Annotated in this window: 16 protein-coding genes; 11 read left to right on the top strand and 5 right to left on the bottom strand. The window is 71.3% G+C overall.

The window, feature by feature from the left end; all coding sequences use genetic code 11:
• Window positions 1-42: 42 nt before the first annotated feature.
• The 6 genes from QF034_RS02435 to QF034_RS02410 all read left to right on the top strand — a co-directional run bounded on the left by QF034_RS02435 (window position 43) and on the right by QF034_RS02410 (window position 4,649).
• The gene (locus QF034_RS02435) at window positions 43-462 is read left to right on the top strand and encodes a CBS domain-containing protein (RefSeq protein WP_086564086.1); all 420 of its coding nucleotides are present in this window, start codon (window positions 43-45) and stop codon (window positions 460-462) included.
• Between the two features lie 180 nt (window positions 463-642).
• The gene (locus tag QF034_RS02430; RefSeq protein WP_307180113.1) at window positions 643-825 is read left to right on the top strand and encodes a hypothetical protein; all 183 of its coding nucleotides are present in this window, start codon (window positions 643-645) and stop codon (window positions 823-825) included.
• Window positions 826-929: 104 nt separating this feature from the next.
• Window positions 930-1,997 carry a glucose-1-phosphate thymidylyltransferase gene (locus QF034_RS02425; protein ID WP_307173316.1) on the top strand — a complete coding sequence of 356 codons (1,068 nt, stop codon included), beginning with the start codon at window positions 930-932 and terminating at the stop codon, window positions 1,995-1,997.
• Window positions 1,994-2,974: a dTDP-glucose 4,6-dehydratase gene (rfbB, locus tag QF034_RS02420; protein ID WP_307173315.1), complete on the top strand. Its 981-nt coding sequence runs from the start codon at window positions 1,994-1,996 to the stop codon at window positions 2,972-2,974. Before QF034_RS02425 ends, rfbB begins: the two co-directional genes overlap by 4 nt.
• On the top strand, window positions 2,971-3,849 hold the full coding sequence (gene rfbD / locus QF034_RS02415; RefSeq protein WP_307173314.1) for a dTDP-4-dehydrorhamnose reductase: 879 nt from the start codon (window positions 2,971-2,973) through the stop codon (window positions 3,847-3,849). The genes rfbB and rfbD overlap by 4 nt, the downstream gene beginning before the upstream one ends.
• Entirely contained in the window at window positions 3,846-4,649 is an 804-nt protein-coding gene (locus QF034_RS02410; protein ID WP_274821613.1) for a class I SAM-dependent methyltransferase, read from the top strand. Before rfbD ends, QF034_RS02410 begins: the two co-directional genes overlap by 4 nt.
• Before the next feature lie 633 nt (window positions 4,650-5,282).
• Here QF034_RS02410 and rfbC read toward each other — a convergent pair.
• Both rfbC and QF034_RS02400 read right to left on the bottom strand, forming a co-directional pair.
• Window positions 5,283-5,891: a dTDP-4-dehydrorhamnose 3,5-epimerase gene (rfbC, locus tag QF034_RS02405; protein ID WP_307173313.1), complete on the bottom strand. Its 609-nt coding sequence runs from the start codon at window positions 5,889-5,891 to the stop codon at window positions 5,283-5,285.
• Between the two features lie 4 nt (window positions 5,892-5,895).
• A complete protein-coding gene (locus QF034_RS02400; RefSeq protein ID WP_307173312.1) occupies window positions 5,896-7,836 on the bottom strand; it encodes a glycosyltransferase family 2 protein in 1,941 nt (646 codons plus the stop codon).
• Between the two features lie 210 nt (window positions 7,837-8,046).
• Here QF034_RS02400 and QF034_RS02395 point away from each other — a divergent pair, with 210 nt between their 5' ends.
• Both QF034_RS02395 and QF034_RS02390 read left to right on the top strand, forming a co-directional pair.
• Window positions 8,047-8,556: a metallophosphoesterase family protein gene (locus QF034_RS02395; protein ID WP_307173311.1), complete on the top strand. Its 510-nt coding sequence runs from the start codon at window positions 8,047-8,049 to the stop codon at window positions 8,554-8,556.
• Between the two features lie 71 nt (window positions 8,557-8,627).
• The gene (locus QF034_RS02390; protein WP_307173310.1) at window positions 8,628-9,440 is read left to right on the top strand and encodes a methyltransferase domain-containing protein; all 813 of its coding nucleotides are present in this window, start codon (window positions 8,628-8,630) and stop codon (window positions 9,438-9,440) included.
• Here QF034_RS02390 and QF034_RS02385 read toward each other — a convergent pair.
• The gene (locus QF034_RS02385; RefSeq protein ID WP_307173309.1) at window positions 9,384-10,547 is read right to left on the bottom strand and encodes an XdhC family protein; all 1,164 of its coding nucleotides are present in this window, start codon (window positions 10,545-10,547) and stop codon (window positions 9,384-9,386) included. The two genes, QF034_RS02390 and QF034_RS02385, sit on opposite strands and share 57 nt — an antisense overlap.
• A gap of 186 nt (window positions 10,548-10,733) precedes the next feature.
• On the opposite strand from QF034_RS02385, the gene QF034_RS02380 reads away from it, so the two are divergent.
• Window positions 10,734-12,707 carry an elongation factor G gene (locus QF034_RS02380; RefSeq protein WP_307173308.1) on the top strand — a complete coding sequence of 658 codons (1,974 nt, stop codon included), beginning with the start codon at window positions 10,734-10,736 and terminating at the stop codon, window positions 12,705-12,707.
• Window positions 12,708-12,789: 82 nt separating this feature from the next.
• Window positions 12,790-14,649, top strand: coding sequence for a cellulase family glycosylhydrolase (locus QF034_RS02375; protein WP_307173307.1), 1,860 nt, complete (start codon window positions 12,790-12,792; stop codon window positions 14,647-14,649).
• Here the strand turns inward: QF034_RS02375 and QF034_RS02370 are convergent.
• Window positions 14,642-15,898 carry a YncE family protein gene (locus QF034_RS02370; protein ID WP_307173306.1) on the bottom strand — a complete coding sequence of 419 codons (1,257 nt, stop codon included), beginning with the start codon at window positions 15,896-15,898 and terminating at the stop codon, window positions 14,642-14,644. The two genes, QF034_RS02375 and QF034_RS02370, sit on opposite strands and share 8 nt — an antisense overlap.
• Before the next feature lie 191 nt (window positions 15,899-16,089).
• On the opposite strand from QF034_RS02370, the gene QF034_RS02365 reads away from it, so the two are divergent.
• Complete coding sequence (locus QF034_RS02365) at window positions 16,090-16,749, top strand: TetR/AcrR family transcriptional regulator (protein ID WP_307173305.1); 660 nt, start codon at window positions 16,090-16,092, stop codon at window positions 16,747-16,749.
• Window position 16,750: 1 nt separating this feature from the next.
• Here the strand turns inward: QF034_RS02365 and QF034_RS02360 are convergent, their stop codons facing one another.
• The gene (locus QF034_RS02360; protein WP_442480581.1) at window positions 16,751-17,755 is read right to left on the bottom strand and encodes a GlxA family transcriptional regulator; all 1,005 of its coding nucleotides are present in this window, start codon (window positions 17,753-17,755) and stop codon (window positions 16,751-16,753) included.
• Window positions 17,756-17,867 lie beyond the last annotated feature (112 nt).

The following is a 17,867-nucleotide window of genomic DNA, read 5'->3' as shown; positions in this document are numbered from 1 at the left end:
CGGCGCAAGACGGAGAACCCGAGCCGAAGGAAGAGGAACGTCATGGCTCAGCATGTCCGCGACATCATGACCAGCGATCCGGCCACGGTCGAGCCGCAGACCTCCGTCGCCGAGGTGGCCCGCATCATGCGCGACGAGGACCTCGGCGTCGTCCTGGTGACGGACGGCGACGACCTGCGCGGTGTGGTCACCGACCGTGACCTGGTGGTCCGGTCGATCAGCCGGGGCGGGGACCCGGAGCGGACCACCGTGGCCGGCGCGTGCAGTGACGACCTGGTCACCGTCAGCCCCGACGACGACCTGGACCAAGCGGTGGAGCTGATGCGCGAGCACTCCGTGCGCCGTATCCCCGTCGTCGACCACGGCCACCCCGTGGGCATCGTCTCCCTGGGCGACATGGCCATGGAACGCGACCCGGACTCGGCGCTGGGCGACATCAGCGCCGCGCGTCCCAACACCTGACGACAGCACCCGGCCGGCCGGTCCCGCGCACGCACGGTGCGCGGGACCGCCGTATGCGGCGGGCAACAGCCCTGCGGCGCGCGGGACTTCAGAGCCCGGCCGGGACATCACGACCCGGGTTTGCTCGGTTTCTTCAAGGGGACTCGAACGGCAGAGGACGCAGAAGGAAGATGATGAGCCGTGACGACCATGGAGACCAGTGACAAGCCCCTCGCCCGTCGGCCCGAGACCGGCTGGTCGAAGGCACGCCGCCTGCGCGGCAAGGCCGCGCTGCGGACCTGCCTCCCCGCCGTGGAGGACCGGGCCACCACCCGGGCCGCGCGCTCCGAGCCGGACTGGAACATCGTCAGGGGCGAGGACTGACCGCTCCCCGGGGGGCCGCGCGGTGACGAGGGGCGTAACTGCGCGCATCGACAACTAAAAGAAGTGATGTTCACATCCGCCGGATCACGACTAAGGTGAACCGAATGAAGGCTCTCGTGCTGTCCGGCGGCGCAGGAACAAGACTGAGGCCGATCACACACACGTCGGCCAAGCAACTGGTGCCAGTGGCCAACAAGGCCGTGCTCTTCTACGGGTTGGAGTCGATCGCCGAGGCCGGCATCACCGACGTGGGAATGATCGTCGGGGACACGGCCGCGGAGATCGAGGAAGCGGTGGGTGACGGCTCGCAGTTCGGCCTCAAGGTCACCTACATCCCCCAGGAGCGGCCCCTGGGGCTGGCCCACGCGGTACTCATCGCCCGGGACTACCTCGGCGACGACGACTTCGTGATGTACCTCGGCGACAACTTCATCGTCGGAGGCATCACCGACCTCGTCGACGAGTTCCGCGGCAACCGGCCCGACGCCCAGATCCTGCTCACGCGCGTGGCCGACCCACGCGCCTTCGGTGTCGCCGAACTCGACCACTCCGGCCAGGTCATCGGCCTGGAGGAGAAACCCGACCGGCCCAAGAGCGATCTCGCCCTGGTCGGCGTCTACCTGTTCACCCCCCTGATCCACGAAGCGGTCCGCGCCATCGAACCGTCCTGGCGCGGCGAACTGGAGATCACCCACGCCATCCAGCACCTGATCGACTCCCGCGCCGACGTGCGCTCCACGGTCATCACGGGCTACTGGAAGGACACCGGCAACGTCGGCGACATGCTCGAGGTGAACCGCATGGTTCTCGAGGGCGTGGACCGCCGGATCGACGGCGACGTGGACACCACGTCGGAGACCATCGGGCGCGTGGTGGTGGAGGAGGGCGCGCGGATCGTCAACTCCCGCATCGTCGGCCCCGCCGTCATCGGTTCCGGCACCGTCATCAGCAACTCCTACGTGGGTCCCTTCACCTCCATAGCGGAGAACTGCCGGATCACCGACAGTGAAGTCGAGTTCTCCATCGTGCTGCGGGACTCCTCGATCCAGGGCGTCGGCCGGATCGAGGCCTCGCTGATCGGCCGGCACGTCGAGGTGACGCCGGCCCCCAGCGTCCCCAGCGCCCACCGCTTCGTCCTCGGAGACCACAGCAAGGTGCAGATCACTTCATGAACCTCCTCGTCACCGGCGCAGCCGGGTTCATCGGCTCCCGCTACGTCCGCGCAACTCTCGCCCCGGACACGCCCGACGCGCCGCGCATCACCGTGCTGGACAAACTCACCTACGCCGGCACCCTCGACAACCTCGAACTCGGCCATCCCCGGCTGGAGTTCGTACAGGGCGACATCTGCGACGCCGAACTGGTCGACAAGCTCATGGCCGACGCGGACCAGGTCGTGCACTTCGCCGCCGAGTCCCATGTGGACCGCTCGATCACCGGCGCGGCCGACTTCGTCCACACCAACGTGCTGGGCACCCAGACCCTGCTGGACGCCGCCCTGCGCCACGGCGTGGGCCCCTTCGTGCACGTCTCCACGGACGAGGTCTACGGCTCCATCGAGACCGGCTCGTGGCCGGAGGACCACCCGCTGCAGCCGAACTCCCCCTACTCGGCCTCCAAGGCCTCCTCCGACCTGCTCGCCCTGGCCTACCACCGCACCCACGGCCTGGACGTGCGCGTCACCCGGTGCTCCAACAACTACGGCCCGCACCAGTTCCCCGAGAAGGTCATCCCGCTGTTCGTCACCAACCTCCTCGACGGCCACAAGGTGCCGCTGTACGGCGAGGGGCGCAACGTCCGCGACTGGCTGCACGTGGACGACCACTGCCAGGGCATCGACCTCGTCCGCACCAAGGGCCGGCCCGGCGAGGTCTACAACATCGGCGGCGGCACCGAGCTCACCAACAAGGAACTCACCGGGCTGCTCCTCGACGCCTGCGGCGCGGACTGGGACCGGGTGGAGTACGTCGAGGACCGCAAGGGCCACGACCTGCGCTACTCCGTCGACTGGTCCAAGGCCCGCGACGAACTCGGCTACCGCCCCCGCCACGACTTCACCACCGGCCTCGCCGAGACGGTCGCCTGGTACCGCGACAACCGTGCCTGGTGGGAGCCCCTCAAGCAGCGCGTCGCCCAGGAGCGGGCATGAGGTGGCTGGTCACCGGGGCGGGCGGCATGCTCGGCCACGACGTGGTCGAGGAACTCACCCGGCGCGGCGAGGAGGTGGTGGGCCTGGACCGGGCCGCCCTGGACATCACCCGGTCCGACGCCGTCGACACGGCCGTGCGCGACCACCGGCCCGACCTGGTCGTGAACTGCGCCGCGTACACGGCCGTCGACGACGCCGAGAGCGACGAGGCCCGCGCTCTGCAGATCAACGGCGACGGACCGCGCCTGCTGGCCCGGGCCTGCGCCGCGCACGGCGCCCGCATGATCCACGTCTCCACGGACTACGTCTTCGCCGGCGAGGCCCGCACGACCCCCTACCCGGAGGATCATCCGACGGGCCCGCGCACCGCCTACGGCCGCACCAAGCTGGCCGGGGAACGGGCCGTGCTGGAGGAGCTGCCCGGGGCGAGCGCGATCGTGCGCACGGCTTGGCTCTACGGAGTCCACGGCGCTAACTTCGTGCGGACCATGATCGGTCTCGAAGCCCGCCGCGACACCGTCGACGTCGTCGACGACCAGCGCGGGCAGCCCACCTGGAGCGCGGACGTCGCCGAGCGGATCGCCGACCTCGGCGTACGGCTCGGCCCGGACGCGCACGGCGTCTTCCACGCCACCAGTTCCGGCGAGGCCACCTGGTACGAGCTGGCCCGCGAGGTGTTCGCCCTCGTCGGTGCCGACCAGGACCGGGTGCGCCCCACCAGCAGCGCGGCCTTCCCCCGGCCCGCGCCCCGCCCGGCGTACAGCGCCCTCGCGCACCGCCGGTGGCAGGAGATCGGCCTGCCGCTGCCGCGTGACTGGCGCTCCGCCCTGCACGAAGCACTGCCCCGTATCCGCAAGGAAGGTCCCCCTTCGTGAAACGCCATGAGTTCCTCCGGGAACTGCACAAGGTCAGCGCCAATCGCAACTACCTGGAGATCGGCGTCAACGACGGCCGCAGCCTGACGTTGTCCCGCGTCCCCAGCATCGCGATCGACCCCGCCTTCAAGGTGGTCTCGGAGCTGAAGTGCGACGTCCACCTGGTGAAGGCCACCAGCGACGACTTCTTCGCCCGTGACAACCCGCTCCAGCACCTCAAGGGCGGCCGTCACCCGCTGCGCAACCTGCGCCGCGGCCGCAGCCCGATCGGCTACTGGCGCAAAACGACGCTGGACCTGTCGTTCATCGACGGCATGCACCTGTTCGAGTTCGCACTGCGCGACTTCATGAACGTCGAGAAGTACTCGGACTGGTCCAGCGTGATCGTCCTCGACGACATGCTGCCGCGCAGCATCGACGAGGCGGCCCGGGACCGGCACACCAACGCCTGGACCGGCGACGTCTTCAAGATCACCGAGGTGCTGGCGCGTTACCGCCCCGACCTGGTCACGGTCCAGGTGGACACCGCGCCCACCGGCCAGCTCGTCGTCTTCGGCGCCGACCCGAACAACCGGGTCCTGCACGACAAGTACGACGAGATCATGGCCGAGTACAAGATCCCCGACCCCCAGAAGGTCCCCGAGGCGATCCTGGAACGGGCCGGCGCGGTACGCCCCGAGGCCCTCGTGGAAGCAGGCTTCTGGCGCCCCCTCGTCCAGGCCCGCAACCGCGGCCTGCCCCGCTCCATCGGCTGGGAGCCCCTGCGCAAGGCCCTGGAACAGGTGGGCGTCAGCCGCTGACCCCTCCGGCACCGTCGGCCGTCCTGCGGATCCGGGCCCGGGAGCTGCACGCACCCGGGCCTTCGGCGTGCCGGGGTGACGTGGCTCGGCCGTTGCGCGGGGGTGCCGGCCCAGGGGACCCGGGTGCCGGTGTGTCGGGGCGTTGCGGCGGCTGGTCGTACGGCGTGACGGGGGGCCGCGTGGCCTGGCTCCGCGGCGTGTGTCGCGTGCGCCGGCGGGCCGGTCGTTCGGTGTGTCGTTGCGCGGGCCAGTTCTACGGCGTGTCGCGGCCGTCGCGCGGACCGGCTCTGCGGCGTATCGGGGGAGTGAGGCTCTCCGGATGCGGTGGGCGCCGGCCTCAAGAACTGCGCGCCGCCCGGCCCCGCACGCTCCCAAGACGGTCCGGGTCGACTCCGGTCACTGGCACGAGGTGCGGGACCGCGAGGCCGCCCTCGTCCTGAGCCGACGGCGTTCGCGGGGCCGGGGCGCGTGACCCGCGCACGTCCTCTGCACGGATGCTGCGCCGTGGCACCGGACTGCGCCCGCACGACCTCGCCCCCAGCACCTGGCACGCGCCCCGCCCGGCCCTTCCAGGTCAGCCTCGGGCGTTGTGCCCCCTCAGGGCCCGCAACGCCCCGCGTGGCGTGGTCGGCGTCAGCCGTCCCCCCGCCGCCCCCGCAACTCCTCGTAATAGGCCAGGCACGTCTCATACGACGGCAGCAAGCCCTCGCGTTCCGCCTCGGCCAGGGTCGGGGCCTGGTCGTCCTTCGGGGAGAGGAGCGGCTCGATGCCGTCGGGCCACTCGATGCCCAGGGCCGGGTCGAGCGGGTGGATGCCGTGTTCGCGTTCCGGGGCGTAGCCCGCCGAGCACAGGTACACCACCGTCGCGTCGTCGGTCAGGGCCATGAACGCGTGGCCCAGCCCCTCCGCGAGGAACACCGCGTGCCGGGTGTCCTCGTCGAGCCGTACGGCCTCCCACTTCCCATAGGTGGGGGAGCCGACGCGGATGTCGATCACCACGTCCAGGACGGCACCGCGCACACACGTGACGTACTTGGCCTGGCTGGGCGGCACATCCGCGAAGTGCACACCGCGCAGCACGCCCCGCCGGGAGACCGAGCAGTTGGCCTGGGCCAGGGACAGGTCGTAGCCCGTGGCCTCACGGAACTCCGCGCCCCGGTACCACTCGTGGAAGCTGCCCCGGTCGTCCGGGAAGACCTTGGGCTCCAGAACCCAGGCGCCCTCTATCCCCAGTGGTCGCATGCTGTCACTGCCCTCCGATCCTGAGACGGGAAACCTTCCGGCGCGCGGCACCGAGCACGCGCCGCGCACGCCGCGCCAACCGCAGTGCGACACCGGGCTGCGGCACCGGCGCCACCTGCGCACGCCCATCCGCCGCGCGCAGCGCGAACGGCAGCCCGGTGTACAGCGGCCGGGCGGCGTCCGGGGCCAGACACAGGGCCACCCGCCACACCCCGCCCGAGAGGCTTTCCGCGGGCAGGGCCGCCGCGAGCACCGCCTCCGTCCGGCCCGCGGCGGGCGAGAGCGTGCCGGGCGCCTCCAAGATCTGCTGGGCGGAGACGAACCGCAGCCGCACCTCGGTCTCGCCGGGGACGTACAGCGGAAGCCGCGCCCGCACCTGATCCCCGGTGACGGTGACGGCGGACTGCTGCACGCGGCCCAGCCCGAGGCGCTTGCCGCGCGGGCCGAGCGCCAGGGAGAGGTTGCCGTGCGGCTCCGTCCAGTACGGCAGCGCCGTACGGCCTGCGACGACCCCGGCATCCGGCGTGGGCCGGCTCGGCGTCGGCGCCGGGCCCAGCCGGCATTCCTTGGTCCAGCCGCCCAGCTTGACCCGGACGAGCGCGTCCCAGACGCCGTCCCGCGGCAGGTCGGCCGGATCGACGGTGGCGGTCGCCCGCAGCACCAGCCGGACCTCCTCGCCGTCCCCGACGGGCACGGTCTCGCGCGTGAACCGCACGGGCTGGAAGTACTGCGCGGCACTGGACCGCTCCCGCAACAGCAGGTCGGCGGTGGCCTGGCCGAAGCGCGCGGCGGTCTGCGCGGCCACCCACTCCACCGCCTCCGTGACGTCCTTCGGCGCGTCGTCCAGCGGCGTCGCCTCGGAGTCGGCCGGGAAGGTCATCGGCTCGCCGCCCGAGGTGTACTCGGCGGTGAAGCCGATGCTGAGGGAGCCGTCTCGCCACTCCACGTGCCCGGGGGCCGCCTTGGGGGCGACACCCGCCTCCCACTGGGCGAAGGACACGACGTCCTCGTACCGGTCGGCCGCGGTCAGCGCGGCGACGACCTGCTGCGTCGGCTGGAGCCCGGCCGCGACGCCCGGACCGAACCGCTCGACGACGACCTCGTGGATCTCGGCGAACAGCTCCCTGCGGTAGTCGTCCGGCAGTTTCAGCAGGCGCCGGGCCCGCAGCCGCTCGACCATCTCCACGCGCAGCCAGCGCCGGAAGAGCTTGTCGCGCACCGGTCCCGGCTCGGTGTACCGCTCGACGACGTCGAGGGCCTCACGGAGGTTCTTGAAGTAGCCGACCGGATCGAAGCGCTCGAAGCCGGCGTTGGAGCCGTCGTCCCGCCGGAGGTGGTAGTAGCAGACGTAGTCGCTGAGCACGGAGACGTTCTCCGCGCGCAGATACGCCTCGGCGATGAAGACGTGGTCCTCCAGGCGCCGCCGGCCCTCGGGGAAGCGCAGGCCGATGCGGTCCAGGAAGGCACGGCGGAACATCTTGTGCGGGGTGAGGCTGTCGATGAGCGGGGCGTTCTCGACGGTGGCGCGCGGATGGTTGCGGCGGAACAGCTCCACCGGCACCCCGCGGCCCTTGCCGGCCATCTTGCCCACGACGACGTCGGCGCCGTTGGCCACGCCGTAGTCGTACATCCGCTCCAGGGCCTCGTCGCCCAGGTAGTCGTCGTTGTCGACGAACATGACGAACTCGCCGCGGGAGGCCTCGATGCCGACGTTGCGGGGCTTGCCCGACCAGCCGGAGTTCTCCTGGTGGATGACCTTCATCCGGGAGTCCTCGGCGGCGAGCGCGTCGAGCCGGGCCGGTGTCTCGTCGGTCGAGCCGTCGTCGACGAAGATCACCTCGTACTCGTCGGGAGGCAGCGACTGCCTCTGGAGCGAGGCGATGCAGTCCTCGATGTAGATCCCCGGGTTGTACACGGGGACGATGACGCTGACCTTGACCGGCATCGAGTTTCCGGGCCCCTTCGGGTCGCTTGCCGTAGACGTCCTGTTGTCTTGCGCGATGCCCGATGCTAACCCGGTCGACGATGCCGCCTCACCTTTCGAGACCTGGCCGTGATCATCTCCGGCCACGGGGCAACTGAGCTGCGCAGTCCCTCTGTTCGAAGATCGGCCGGCTTCCCGGGCGGGGCGGCGGGAAGCCTCTAGGGTGAGAAGGTGCGCCTGCTTTTCATGTCCGATACTCACCTGCCCAAGCGGGCCAAGGCCCTGCCCGCCCCGCTGCTGGCCGAACTCCCGCAGGCCGACGTCGTGTTCCACGCCGGCGACTGGGTCGACACGGCCACGCTCGACCTGCTGGAAGAGCGCTGCCGCAGGCTCGTCGGCGTGTACGGCAACAACGACGGACCGGACCTGCGCGCCCGGCTGCCCGAGGTGGCGTACGCGGACCTGGGCGGGCTGCGCTTCGGCGTGATCCACGAGACGGGCCCCGCCCAGGGCCGGGAGAAGCGCTGCGCCGCCCGCTTCCCCGACCTCGACGTGCTGGTCTTCGGCCACAGCCACATCCCCTGGGACACCACGGCCCCCACCGGCCTGCGCCTGCTCAACCCGGGCTCCCCGACGGACCGCCGCCGCCAGCCCCACTGCACGTACCTGACCGCCGGCGTCGCCGACGGCCGGCTCACCGACGTCGAACTGCACCGGCTGCCGCCCCGCACACCCCGCTGACCCGCACCGGGCCCGAGCGCTGTGAATCCGCCGTCGAACCGCCGTGACATGATCGGCGCATGGTGCGGGACATGCGGGACAAGGGGTACCTCCTGGACAACCGGCAGGCCGAGGCCGGTACGCGCTTCGACGCGCTGTCCGCCCTCTTCGACGCCTCGACGTTCCGGCACTTCGAGCAGGTCGGCGTCGCCGAGGGGTGGCGGTGCTGGGAGGTCGGGGCCGGCGGCCCGAGCGTCGCCGCGTGGCTCCGCGAGCGCGTCGGACCGCGCGGGCGCGTGCTCGCCACCGACATCGACGTGTCCTGGACCGAGGCGGCCGTGACCGACGGAGTCGAGGTGCTCCGGCACGACGTCGGCCGCGACGAACCCCCGGCCGGGCCCTTCGACCTGATCCACGCCCGCCTCGTCCTGGTCCACGTGACCGAGCGCGACGCCGCGCTGCGCACCATGGTCCAGGCCCTGCGCCCCGGCGGCCGGCTGCTCGTCGAGGATGCCGACCCCGCGCTCCAGCCGCTGATCTGCCCCGACGAGTACGGCCCCGAGCAGGAGCTGGCCAACCGGCTCCGCACCGGCTTCCGTGAGCTGCTGCGGCAGCGTGGCGCCGATCTCTCCTACGGACGCAGGCTGCCGCGCTTGCTGCGCGAGGCCGGCCTCGTCGAGGTCGAGGCCGACGCCTACTTTCCGATCACCTCGCCCGCGTGCGACGTCCTGGAGGCGGCCACCGTCCGGCAGGTGCGGGACCAGCTCGTCGCCGAGGGCCTCGCCACGGACGAGGAGATCGATCGGCACCTCGCCGACGTAGAGGCGGGGCGCCTCGACCTCGCCACCTCACCGATGGTCTCGGCCTGGGGCCGACGGCCCGCCGGCGACGCCCCGCGGTCCTGACTCACCGGGGCGGGGCGGATGCACCGCTCCCTCCGTGGCGGTGAGCGGGGCCCCGCTGCCGCCCCAGCGCAGTGCGACGATCTCGGCGGCGACGGACACCGCCACCTCCTCGGGCGTACGGGCCCCGAGGTCGAGCCCGACCGGTGACCGCAGCCGGGACAGCTCCCGCTCGGTGAGCCCGGCCTCGGCCAGCCGCTTCGCCCGGTCGGCGTGGGTACGGCGGCTGCCCATCGCCCCGATGTAGGCGGCGGGCCGGCGCAGTGCCTCCTGGAGCAGCGGCACGTCGAACTTGGGGTCGTGGGTGAGGACGCAGACGACCGTGCGCTCGTCGGTGTCCGTGTCCCGCAGGTAGCGGTGCGGCCACTCGGCGACCACTTCGACGCCCTCGGGGAAGCGCCGGGGCGTGGCGAAGACGGGGCGGGCGTCACAGACGGTCACCCGGTAGCCGAGGAAGTCGCCGATGCGGGCGACGGCCGCCGCGTAGTCGATCGCGCCGAAGACCAGCATCCGCGGCGGCGGTGCGAAGGACTGGAGGAACACGCTGACGGAGTCCTCGCGGCGCTGCCCCCGGGGCCCGTAGTGCCGCAGACCGGTGGCACCGAGAGCGAGCTCGCCGCGCGCGTCGGCGGTGACGGCCGCGTCCAGGCCGTCCGCACCCAGCGTGCCCGACACCCGGTCCGGCCGGACGGCGAGCGCCGCCCCGCGCGGCGCCGGGCCGTCGGTCACCGTCGCCAGGGTCACCGGCTCTCCGGCCGCGACGCAGTCCACGACCGTGCCGAAGGAGGGATCCAGCTCCGGTGTGACGGGCCGCACGAGCAGCGTGATCTCACCGCCGCAGGTCAGACCGACGCCGAAGGCGTCCTCGTCGCTGTAGCCGAAGGTCTCCAGCCGGGCCTCGCCGCTCGCCACGACGTCCTGCGCCAGCTCGAACACCGCGCCCTCGACACAGCCCCCGGACACACTGCCCACGACCTCCTCGTCCGGACCCACCGCCATCGCCGCGCCCGGGTCGCGCGGCGCGCTGCGGCTGACCTCGACTACCGTCGCGAGCCCGAACGGGAGCCCGGCGGCGTACCAGCGGCCGAGCACCGGGAGGATGTCACGCACGACCGGCTCCTTCCATGCAGCCCACCGGGTACCCCGGCATGGGTTAATTCCGTTGTGGCCCACCGGGCCGGTCTGCTGCACTGCACGGGTCGACGACGTCACCGAGTCCCGAGGAGCCCCAGATGCGCACTGCGTCCATGTCCCCCCAGACAGGAACGGCTCTCTCCCCGAAGGACATGACGCTTCGTGCAGTTGCTCAACCTTGGCATTCTCGCCCATGTCGACGCAGGTAAGACCAGCCTGACCGAGCGGCTGCTCCATTCGGCCGGGGTGATCGACGAGGTCGGCCGCGTCGACGACGGGAACACCCGTACCGACACCCTCGCGCTGGAGCGGCAGCGTGGCATCACCATCAAGTCCGCCGTCGTCTCGTTCCCGCTCGACGGTGTGACGGTCAACCTCATCGACACACCCGGTCACCCGGACTTCATCGCCGAGGTGGAGCGCGTGCTCGGTGTGCTGGACGGCGCCGTCCTCGTGATCTCCGCCGTCGAAGGGGTGCAGGCGCAGACGCGGGTGCTGATGCGGACGCTTCAGCGGTTGCGCATCCCGACCCTGCTCTTCGTCAACAAGATCGACCGGCGCGGGGCGCGGGACGAGGAGGTGCTGCGGTCGATCGCGGCCCGCCTGACACCCGCGATCGTGCCGATGGGAACCGCCACCGGCCTCGGCACACGCGCGGCCCGCTTCACGCCTGGGCCCGGCCCGGCCGCCGCCCTCGACGTGCTGACCGAGCACGACGACATCCTGCTGGCCGCGTACGTCGAGGACACCGTCACGGACGCCCTCCTGCGCGGGTCGCTCGTCACACAGACCCGGGAGGCCCTGGTCCACCCGGTCTACTTCGGCTCCGCCGCCACCGGCGCCGGCGTGGACGCGCTCCTGTCCGGCATCGGGGAACTGCTGCCGGCCGCCGGCGGGGACGCGGACGGGCCGGTCTCCGGCACCGTGTTCAAGGTCGAGCGGGGCCCGGCGGGGGAGAAGGTCGCCTACGCCCGGATGTTCTCCGGCACCCTGCGCACCCGGGACCGGATCCCCTGCGGAGCGGACGGCGCCGAGGGCCGGATCACCGGGATCAGCGTCTTCGGCCACGGCACGGACACCCGCGCGGACGCCGTCGCCGCCGGACAGATCGCCCGGCTGTGGGGTCTCGCCGACATCAGGATCGGCGACGCGATCGGCGAACCCCGCAAGGCGTACGAGCACGTCTTCGCCCCGCCCACCCTGGAGACGGTCGTGGTCCCCGGCGCCGGTGTGCACAGGGGCGCACTGCACCTCGCGCTCACCCAGCTCGCCGAACAGGACCCGCTGATCGGCCTGCGCCACGACGAACGCCGGCAGGAGACGTCCGTCTCCCTCTACGGCGAGGTGCAGAAGGAGGTCGTCCAGGCGACCCTGGCCGACGAGTACGGTCTCCACGTCACCTTCCGCGAGACCACGCCGCTGTGCGTCGAACGGCTCGTCGGCACCGGGCATGCGGTGGAGTTCAACAAGAAGGAGGGGAACCCGTTCCTCGCGACGGTCGGCCTGCGCGTCGAGCCCGCACCGGCCGGCTCGGGCGTCGGCTTCCGGCTGGAGGTGGAGCTCGGCTCCATGCCGTACGCCTTCTTCAAGGCCGTCGAGGACACCGTGCGCGAGACGCTCGGCCAGGGGCTGCACGGCTGGCAGGTCCCCGACTGCACGGTCACCATGACCCACAGCGGCTACTCGCCCCGCCAGAGCCACGCCCACCAGGGCTTCGACAAGAGCATGTCGAGCACCGGAGCCGACTTCCGGGGCGTCACCCCGCTGGTGCTGATCGAGGCGCTGCGGCGGGCCGGGACACGCGTCCACGAGCCGATGCACCGCTTCCGTATCGAGGCCCCGGCCGACACCCTCGGCGCCCTGCTGCCGGCCCTCGCCGGGCTCGCGGCCGTACCGGAGACCACGCGGAACCGGGGCGACCTCTGCGTCCTCGAAGGCACCGTGCCGGCGGCCCGGGTGCACGCCCTCGGACACCTGCTGCCGGGGCTGACGCGCGGTGAGGGAGAACTGGAGAGCGCCTTCGACCACTATGCGCCCGTCACGCACGGCACGATTCCGGAGCGTCCGCGCACCGACCACAACCCGCTGAACAGGAAGGAGTACTTGTTGAACGTGACACGAAGAGTGGGTGGTTGAGGTGTGCGCGCTGGCCGAGAGGGAACTTACTCCAGAGTCAGGGGTGTTGACGGTGTCCTGAAATCACCGGACTGTAGTGGACATGCCGACTATCCGAGTACGTCTGCTGGTTGTCCTGGCTGTCCTCTTCGGCTCCCTGTCGGTGGCGGGCGTCCCGCCCGCCACCGACGCGTCCCCTCCCGGCTCCCTCTGGTTCGACGACCCGACCGTCACCGTGAAGAACGGCCGCTTCACCGACGCCTCCGGCCGCGAGGTCGTCCTGCGCGGCTACAACGTCTCCGGTGAGACCAAGCTGGCGGAGAACGGCGGCCTGCCCTTCGCCTCCGTCGCCGACGCGCGCAAGTCCGCGACCGCGCTGCGCGCCCTCGGCGGCGGCAACACCGTCCGCTTCCTGCTCTCCTGGGCGTACGCCGAGCGCGAGCGGGGCAAGGTGGACACCGCCTACCTGGCAGCCGCCACCGACCAGATGAAGGCCTTCCTCGACGCCGGCATCCGCGTCTACCCCGACTTCCACCAGGACCTCTACTCCCGGCACCTCTTCGACGCCGACAGCTGGTACACGGGCGACGGTGCGCCCAAGTGGGCGGTGGATGCCGGGAACTACCCGGACGAGTCCTGCGGGATCTGCCTCTTCTGGGGGCAGAACATCACCCAGAACGAGGCCGTGAAGCGTGCCTCGTACGACTTCTGGCACAACGCGCACGGCGTGCAGGACGCGTTCCTCGCCACCGCCGAGAAGACCATGGCGTACGTCCAACAGCACCTGAGCGCCGACCAGTTCAAGGGCATCGCCGGCTTCGACCCCTACAACGAGCCGCACGCGGGCGTCTACGACTCCGGGCAGACCAGCCGCGCCTGGGAGAAGGACGTGCTGTGGCCGTTCTTCGAGAAGTTCCGGGCCCGCATGGACGCGGCCGGCTGGCGCGACAAGCCCGCCTTCGTGGAACCGAACCTGTTCTGGAACGCCAACATCGACTTCCAGAAGCAGGAGGGCGGCCTGCTCGACGCCGGAAAGCTCGGCCCGCGCTACGTCTTCAACACCCACTTCTACGACCAGAAGGCCATCTCCGGTGTCTTCATGTGGGGCAAGGCGGCCGACGGCCAGTACGCGGGCGACTTCCGCACGGTCCGCGACCGGGCCGCCGCCGCACAGACCGCCGCCGTCGTCAGCGAGTTCGGGCACCCGCTGGCGGGCAACGTCTCCGACAAGGCGCCGACCGTCCTCAAAGCGATGTACCAGGCCCTCGACTCCCGCCTGAAGGGCGCCGACTGGTGGTCCGACCCGGCGGCCTCGGGGCCGGTGCTCTCCGGTTCGCAGTGGCAGTGGGACATCTACAACGGCCGCCACCGCGAGCTGATGAACGGCAACCCCGACAAGGTGCTCACCACCGGTGACGCCTGGAACGACGAGGACCTGTCCGCCGTACGCCTCGACGACTCGGGCAAGCCGGTACTGCGCCAGGACGCCCGGCTCCTGGACCGCCTCTACCCGAGCGCCACCGCCGGCACGACCGTCGGCTTCACCTACGAGGACCGCTCCCGGGACGGCTCTACGACCCTGACCTGGAACCCGGTGCCGAACTCGCTGCCGAACGTGAAGCGGCTGGTGGGCTCCGGGCAGTACGGGCTGCTGCTGTGGCGCTCGGACGGCGGCCGGGCACCCACCGAACTGCACCTGCCGACGAGCTTCCCGACCGCGTCCACCACGGTCGTCTCCGACCTGGGCACGTCCCACGCCCCGCCCGCCTACACCTCGACCACCCCGGTCGGCGTGGCCCAGGAGCCCGGCGGCACGGGAAGCCGCCGCCTGCTGCTCACCGCGCCGGACTCGGGCGTCCTGCACTACGCACTGGTGACCAACGGGGCGACGGCTCCCTCGGCGGATCTGCTGGACGCGGCCCGCTCCGAGCTGGCGGCGTGGACCGCGAAGGAGGTCAGCTAGCCGACGGGCTCGTCCAGCCGGCCTCCACCTGACCGAGCCGGACCCGCTGCGGGTGGTCCCCGACCGGCACGGACACGGTCTTCTTCCCGGTGGCGAAGTCGATGGCCGTGACCTGGTCGGAGCCGCTCTCGGAGATGACACAACTCCTGCCGTCACCGCTGACCGTGGCCCAGTAGGGCTTGGCGGCGGTGACGAGCGGGCCCTCCTGGAGGGTGCCGCGGTCGACGACCGTGGCGTAGTCGTCCATGGTCCCCGCGACGCACAGCTTCTTGCCGTCCGGGCTCATCGAAAGGCCGTGGTGGCGCGAGTCGTTGACGAAGGTGGTGCGGTCGTCGCTGGTCGCCGGGTTCTTCGGCAGGGTCTTCGTGCGGGTGATCTTGTCGGAGGCCAGGTCGTACTCGAAGAAGCCGTTGAAGAACGACACCTGGAAGTACAGCTTCGACTCGTCCGGCGAGAACACCGCCGGCCGGACCGCGTCGGAGAAGTCCTTCAGACCGATCGCGTCCAGGCGCGAGCGCATGTCGATGACCTTGACCTGCTGGTACGTGGTCGCGTCGATGACGGTGATGCGGCGGTCGCCCTTCGTCCAGTCCAGCCACGGGGCGTCGGTCTGCGTGTTCACGTCGCCGATCGACATGTTGTAGATGTACTTGCCGTCCTTGGTGAAGATGTTCTCGTGCGGCTTGTCGCCGGTGGTGGCCTTGCCGAGCTGCTTGCCGGTCTCGATGTCCAGGACGTGCACGGTGTTGCCGGTGGACGCCGACACGGCGACCCGTTTGCCGTCGGGGGAGACGGCCATGTGGTCGGCGCGGAAACCGGACACCGGGAAGCGCCAGTTGATCCGCCCGGAGGCGAGGTCGATCGAGACGACGTCGGCGAAGCTGGGCCGGGAGACGACCACCGACTTCCCGTCCGGCGTGGAGTACATGTCGTCGACGAACTGGTCGTGTCCCTCGCCGACGCTGTTGCGGATCGTCATGAAGGCGATCCATCTGATCGGATCGGCGTTGATCTCCGCCATCCGCTCGTCCTTGTCGGGAACGACGTCGATCCGGCCGATCTTCGCGAAGTCCCCGGTGGACTTGATGACTTCGGCGGTGCCGTCCCAGTTGTTGCCCACGAACAGCACCTGGCGCAGCGCGGCGGAGGCGTCGGGGGCGTCCGCGTGGGCGGCGGTCGCGGGAACGGTGGCGGTCAAAGCCAGGGCGGCGGTCAGGGAGCACAGGTGCCGTCGTCGGAATGCGGGCATGGCTGATCCCTCCTCTGCGGGTGGGGTGAGGAATCTGAACACACGTACTTTCAGAGTCAACTTACTGCAAAGTAAGGAAGGGGTGGCCTTCTCCACAAGACCACGGCCACGACAAAATCGCGTGCGGGCGAAGACGGGTGTTCGGGCGATGTTCGGGCGAAGATGGTGTTCGAGCGACAGAGGGGGAGCCGGTGCCGGGCAGACTCAGAGCGCCGACCGGCCGCTACGGCGGCAAGACCGCCGAGGAGCGGCAGGCCGAGCGGCGCCGGCGGTTCCTGGACGCCGCGCTCCAGCTGTTCGGCGACACCCCCGGCTTCCGCGCCACCACCGTCGCGGCGCTCAGCGAGGCGGCCGGGCTGTCGACCCGTCAGTTCTACGAGGAGTTCCGCACCCTGGAGGACGTGCTCGCGGCGCTGCACCTGAAGGTCAACGACTGGGCCGAGGCGGCGGTGCTGGAGGCCGCCGCCGGTGCGGCGGACCTGCCGCTCGTCGAGCGCGCGACCGCCATCTTCCGCGCCTACGCCGGGAACGTCACCGCCGATCCGCGCCGGATCCGCATCACCTTCGTCGAGATCATCGGCGTCAGCCCGCGCCTGGAGGAACAGCGGCTCGCCCGCCGGGCCGGCTGGGTCGACCTCATCTGCGCCGAGGCCCGGGCGGCCGCCGCGCGCGGGGAGGCGGCACCCCGCGACTACCGCCTCGCGGCGACGGGTTTCATCGGCAGCGTCAACGGCCTGCTGCACGACTGGAGCGCCGGCTGGGTCGACGCGACGCTGGACGAGGTCGTCGACGAACTCGTCCGGCAGCTGCTGGGGATCCTGCGGCCCCCGGGGTGGAGCCCGCGGAGGTGACTCAGAGTCGCGTACGTCCGCATCCGGCCGTCCGGGCCGCGGGGAAGGCCCGCCGGTACTCGCCGGGCGACACCCCGAGGTTCCTGAGGAAGTGGTGGCGGAGATTGTTGGCCGTGCCGAGGCCGCTCAGCTCCCCGACCTTCTCGATGGGCAGATCCGTCGACTCCAGCAGTGACCGGGCGCGCCCGAGTCGCTGGTCGAGAAGCCACTGGAGCGGTGTCGTCCCGGTGGCGGCCTGGAGCCGCCGGTAGAACGTGCGGGGGCTCATCGCGGCCCGCCGCGCCAGGTCGGCCACCGTCAGCGGCCGGTCCAGGTGGGCCCGCGCCCAGGCGAGGACGGGCGCCAGTCCCTCGTCGTCACCCGCCGGCACGGGCAGCTCGATGAACTGCGCCTGCCCGCCCGGCCGGTGGGCCGGCACCACCATGCGGCGCGCCAGCTGGTTGGCGACGTGCGCGCCGAGATCGCGCCGCACCAGATGCAGACACAGGTCGAGTCCGGCGGTCAGCCCGGCGCTGGTGAGCACGTCGCCGTCGTCCACGTACAGCACCGACGCGTCCACGTGCACCTTCGGGTAGCGCTCGGCCAGCTGTGCGGTGTGCATCCAGTGGGCGGTGGCGCGCCGCCCGTCGAGCAGCCCCGCCTCGGCGAGCGCGAAGGCACCGGTGCACAGGGAGACCATGCGGGCACCCGCGTCATGAGCCCGGCACAGGGCGTCGATCAGCGCCCGCGGCAGCGGTTTGCCCTCCTCGACGCACGGGTCGGGCACCGACGGCACGATGACCGTGTCGGCACCGACCAGGTCGTCCAGCCCGTAGCGGGTGCGCAGACTCAGGCCATGACCGTCCGCCGCACCGTCCCCCTCCGCCTGCCCGGCCCCGGTCCCGCACAGCCGCAGGTCGTACCAGGGGTCGGCCAGATCGGGCTGCGGCTTGCCGAACACGGTGCACGGGATGCTCAGTTCGTACAGATCCCACGAGGGGACCCCGATCTCCTCGGTCACGACCACGGCGACAGAACCGGCACTCATACTCCGCAGCCTATGGCAGGAATTTGGTGGAGGCCGTCACTGCTGTCACTGTTCCCGATCTTCGTGCCCTGCGAACGTGGCCGTACGTGAT

Source organism: Streptomyces africanus, assembly GCF_030816955.1.
GTDB classification, from domain to species: Bacteria; Actinomycetota; Actinomycetes; order Streptomycetales; family Streptomycetaceae; genus Streptomyces; species Streptomyces africanus.
This window is presented reverse-complemented; position numbering and strand designations above follow the sequence as displayed.

Excerpts from the sequence above, each read along its gene's own strand:
- QF034_RS02435 (WP_086564086.1), top strand. The coding sequence starts at position 43 with ATGGCTCAGCATGTCCGCGACATCATGACCAGCGATCCGGCCACGGTC.
- QF034_RS02425 (WP_307173316.1), top strand. The coding sequence starts at position 930 with ATGAAGGCTCTCGTGCTGTCCGGCGGCGCAGGAACAAGACTGAGGCCG.
- rfbB (WP_307173315.1), top strand. The coding sequence starts at position 1,994 with ATGAACCTCCTCGTCACCGGCGCAGCCGGGTTCATCGGCTCCCGCTAC.
- rfbD (WP_307173314.1), top strand. The coding sequence starts at position 2,971 with ATGAGGTGGCTGGTCACCGGGGCGGGCGGCATGCTCGGCCACGACGTG.
- rfbC (WP_307173313.1), bottom strand. The coding sequence starts at position 5,891 with ATGCGACCACTGGGGATAGAGGGCGCCTGGGTTCTGGAGCCCAAGGTC.
- QF034_RS02400 (WP_307173312.1), bottom strand. The coding sequence starts at position 7,836 with ATGCCGGTCAAGGTCAGCGTCATCGTCCCCGTGTACAACCCGGGGATC.
- QF034_RS02390 (WP_307173310.1), top strand. The coding sequence starts at position 8,628 with ATGCGGGACAAGGGGTACCTCCTGGACAACCGGCAGGCCGAGGCCGGT.
- QF034_RS02375 (WP_307173307.1), top strand. The coding sequence starts at position 12,790 with ATGCCGACTATCCGAGTACGTCTGCTGGTTGTCCTGGCTGTCCTCTTC.
- QF034_RS02370 (WP_307173306.1), bottom strand. The coding sequence starts at position 15,898 with ATGCCCGCATTCCGACGACGGCACCTGTGCTCCCTGACCGCCGCCCTG.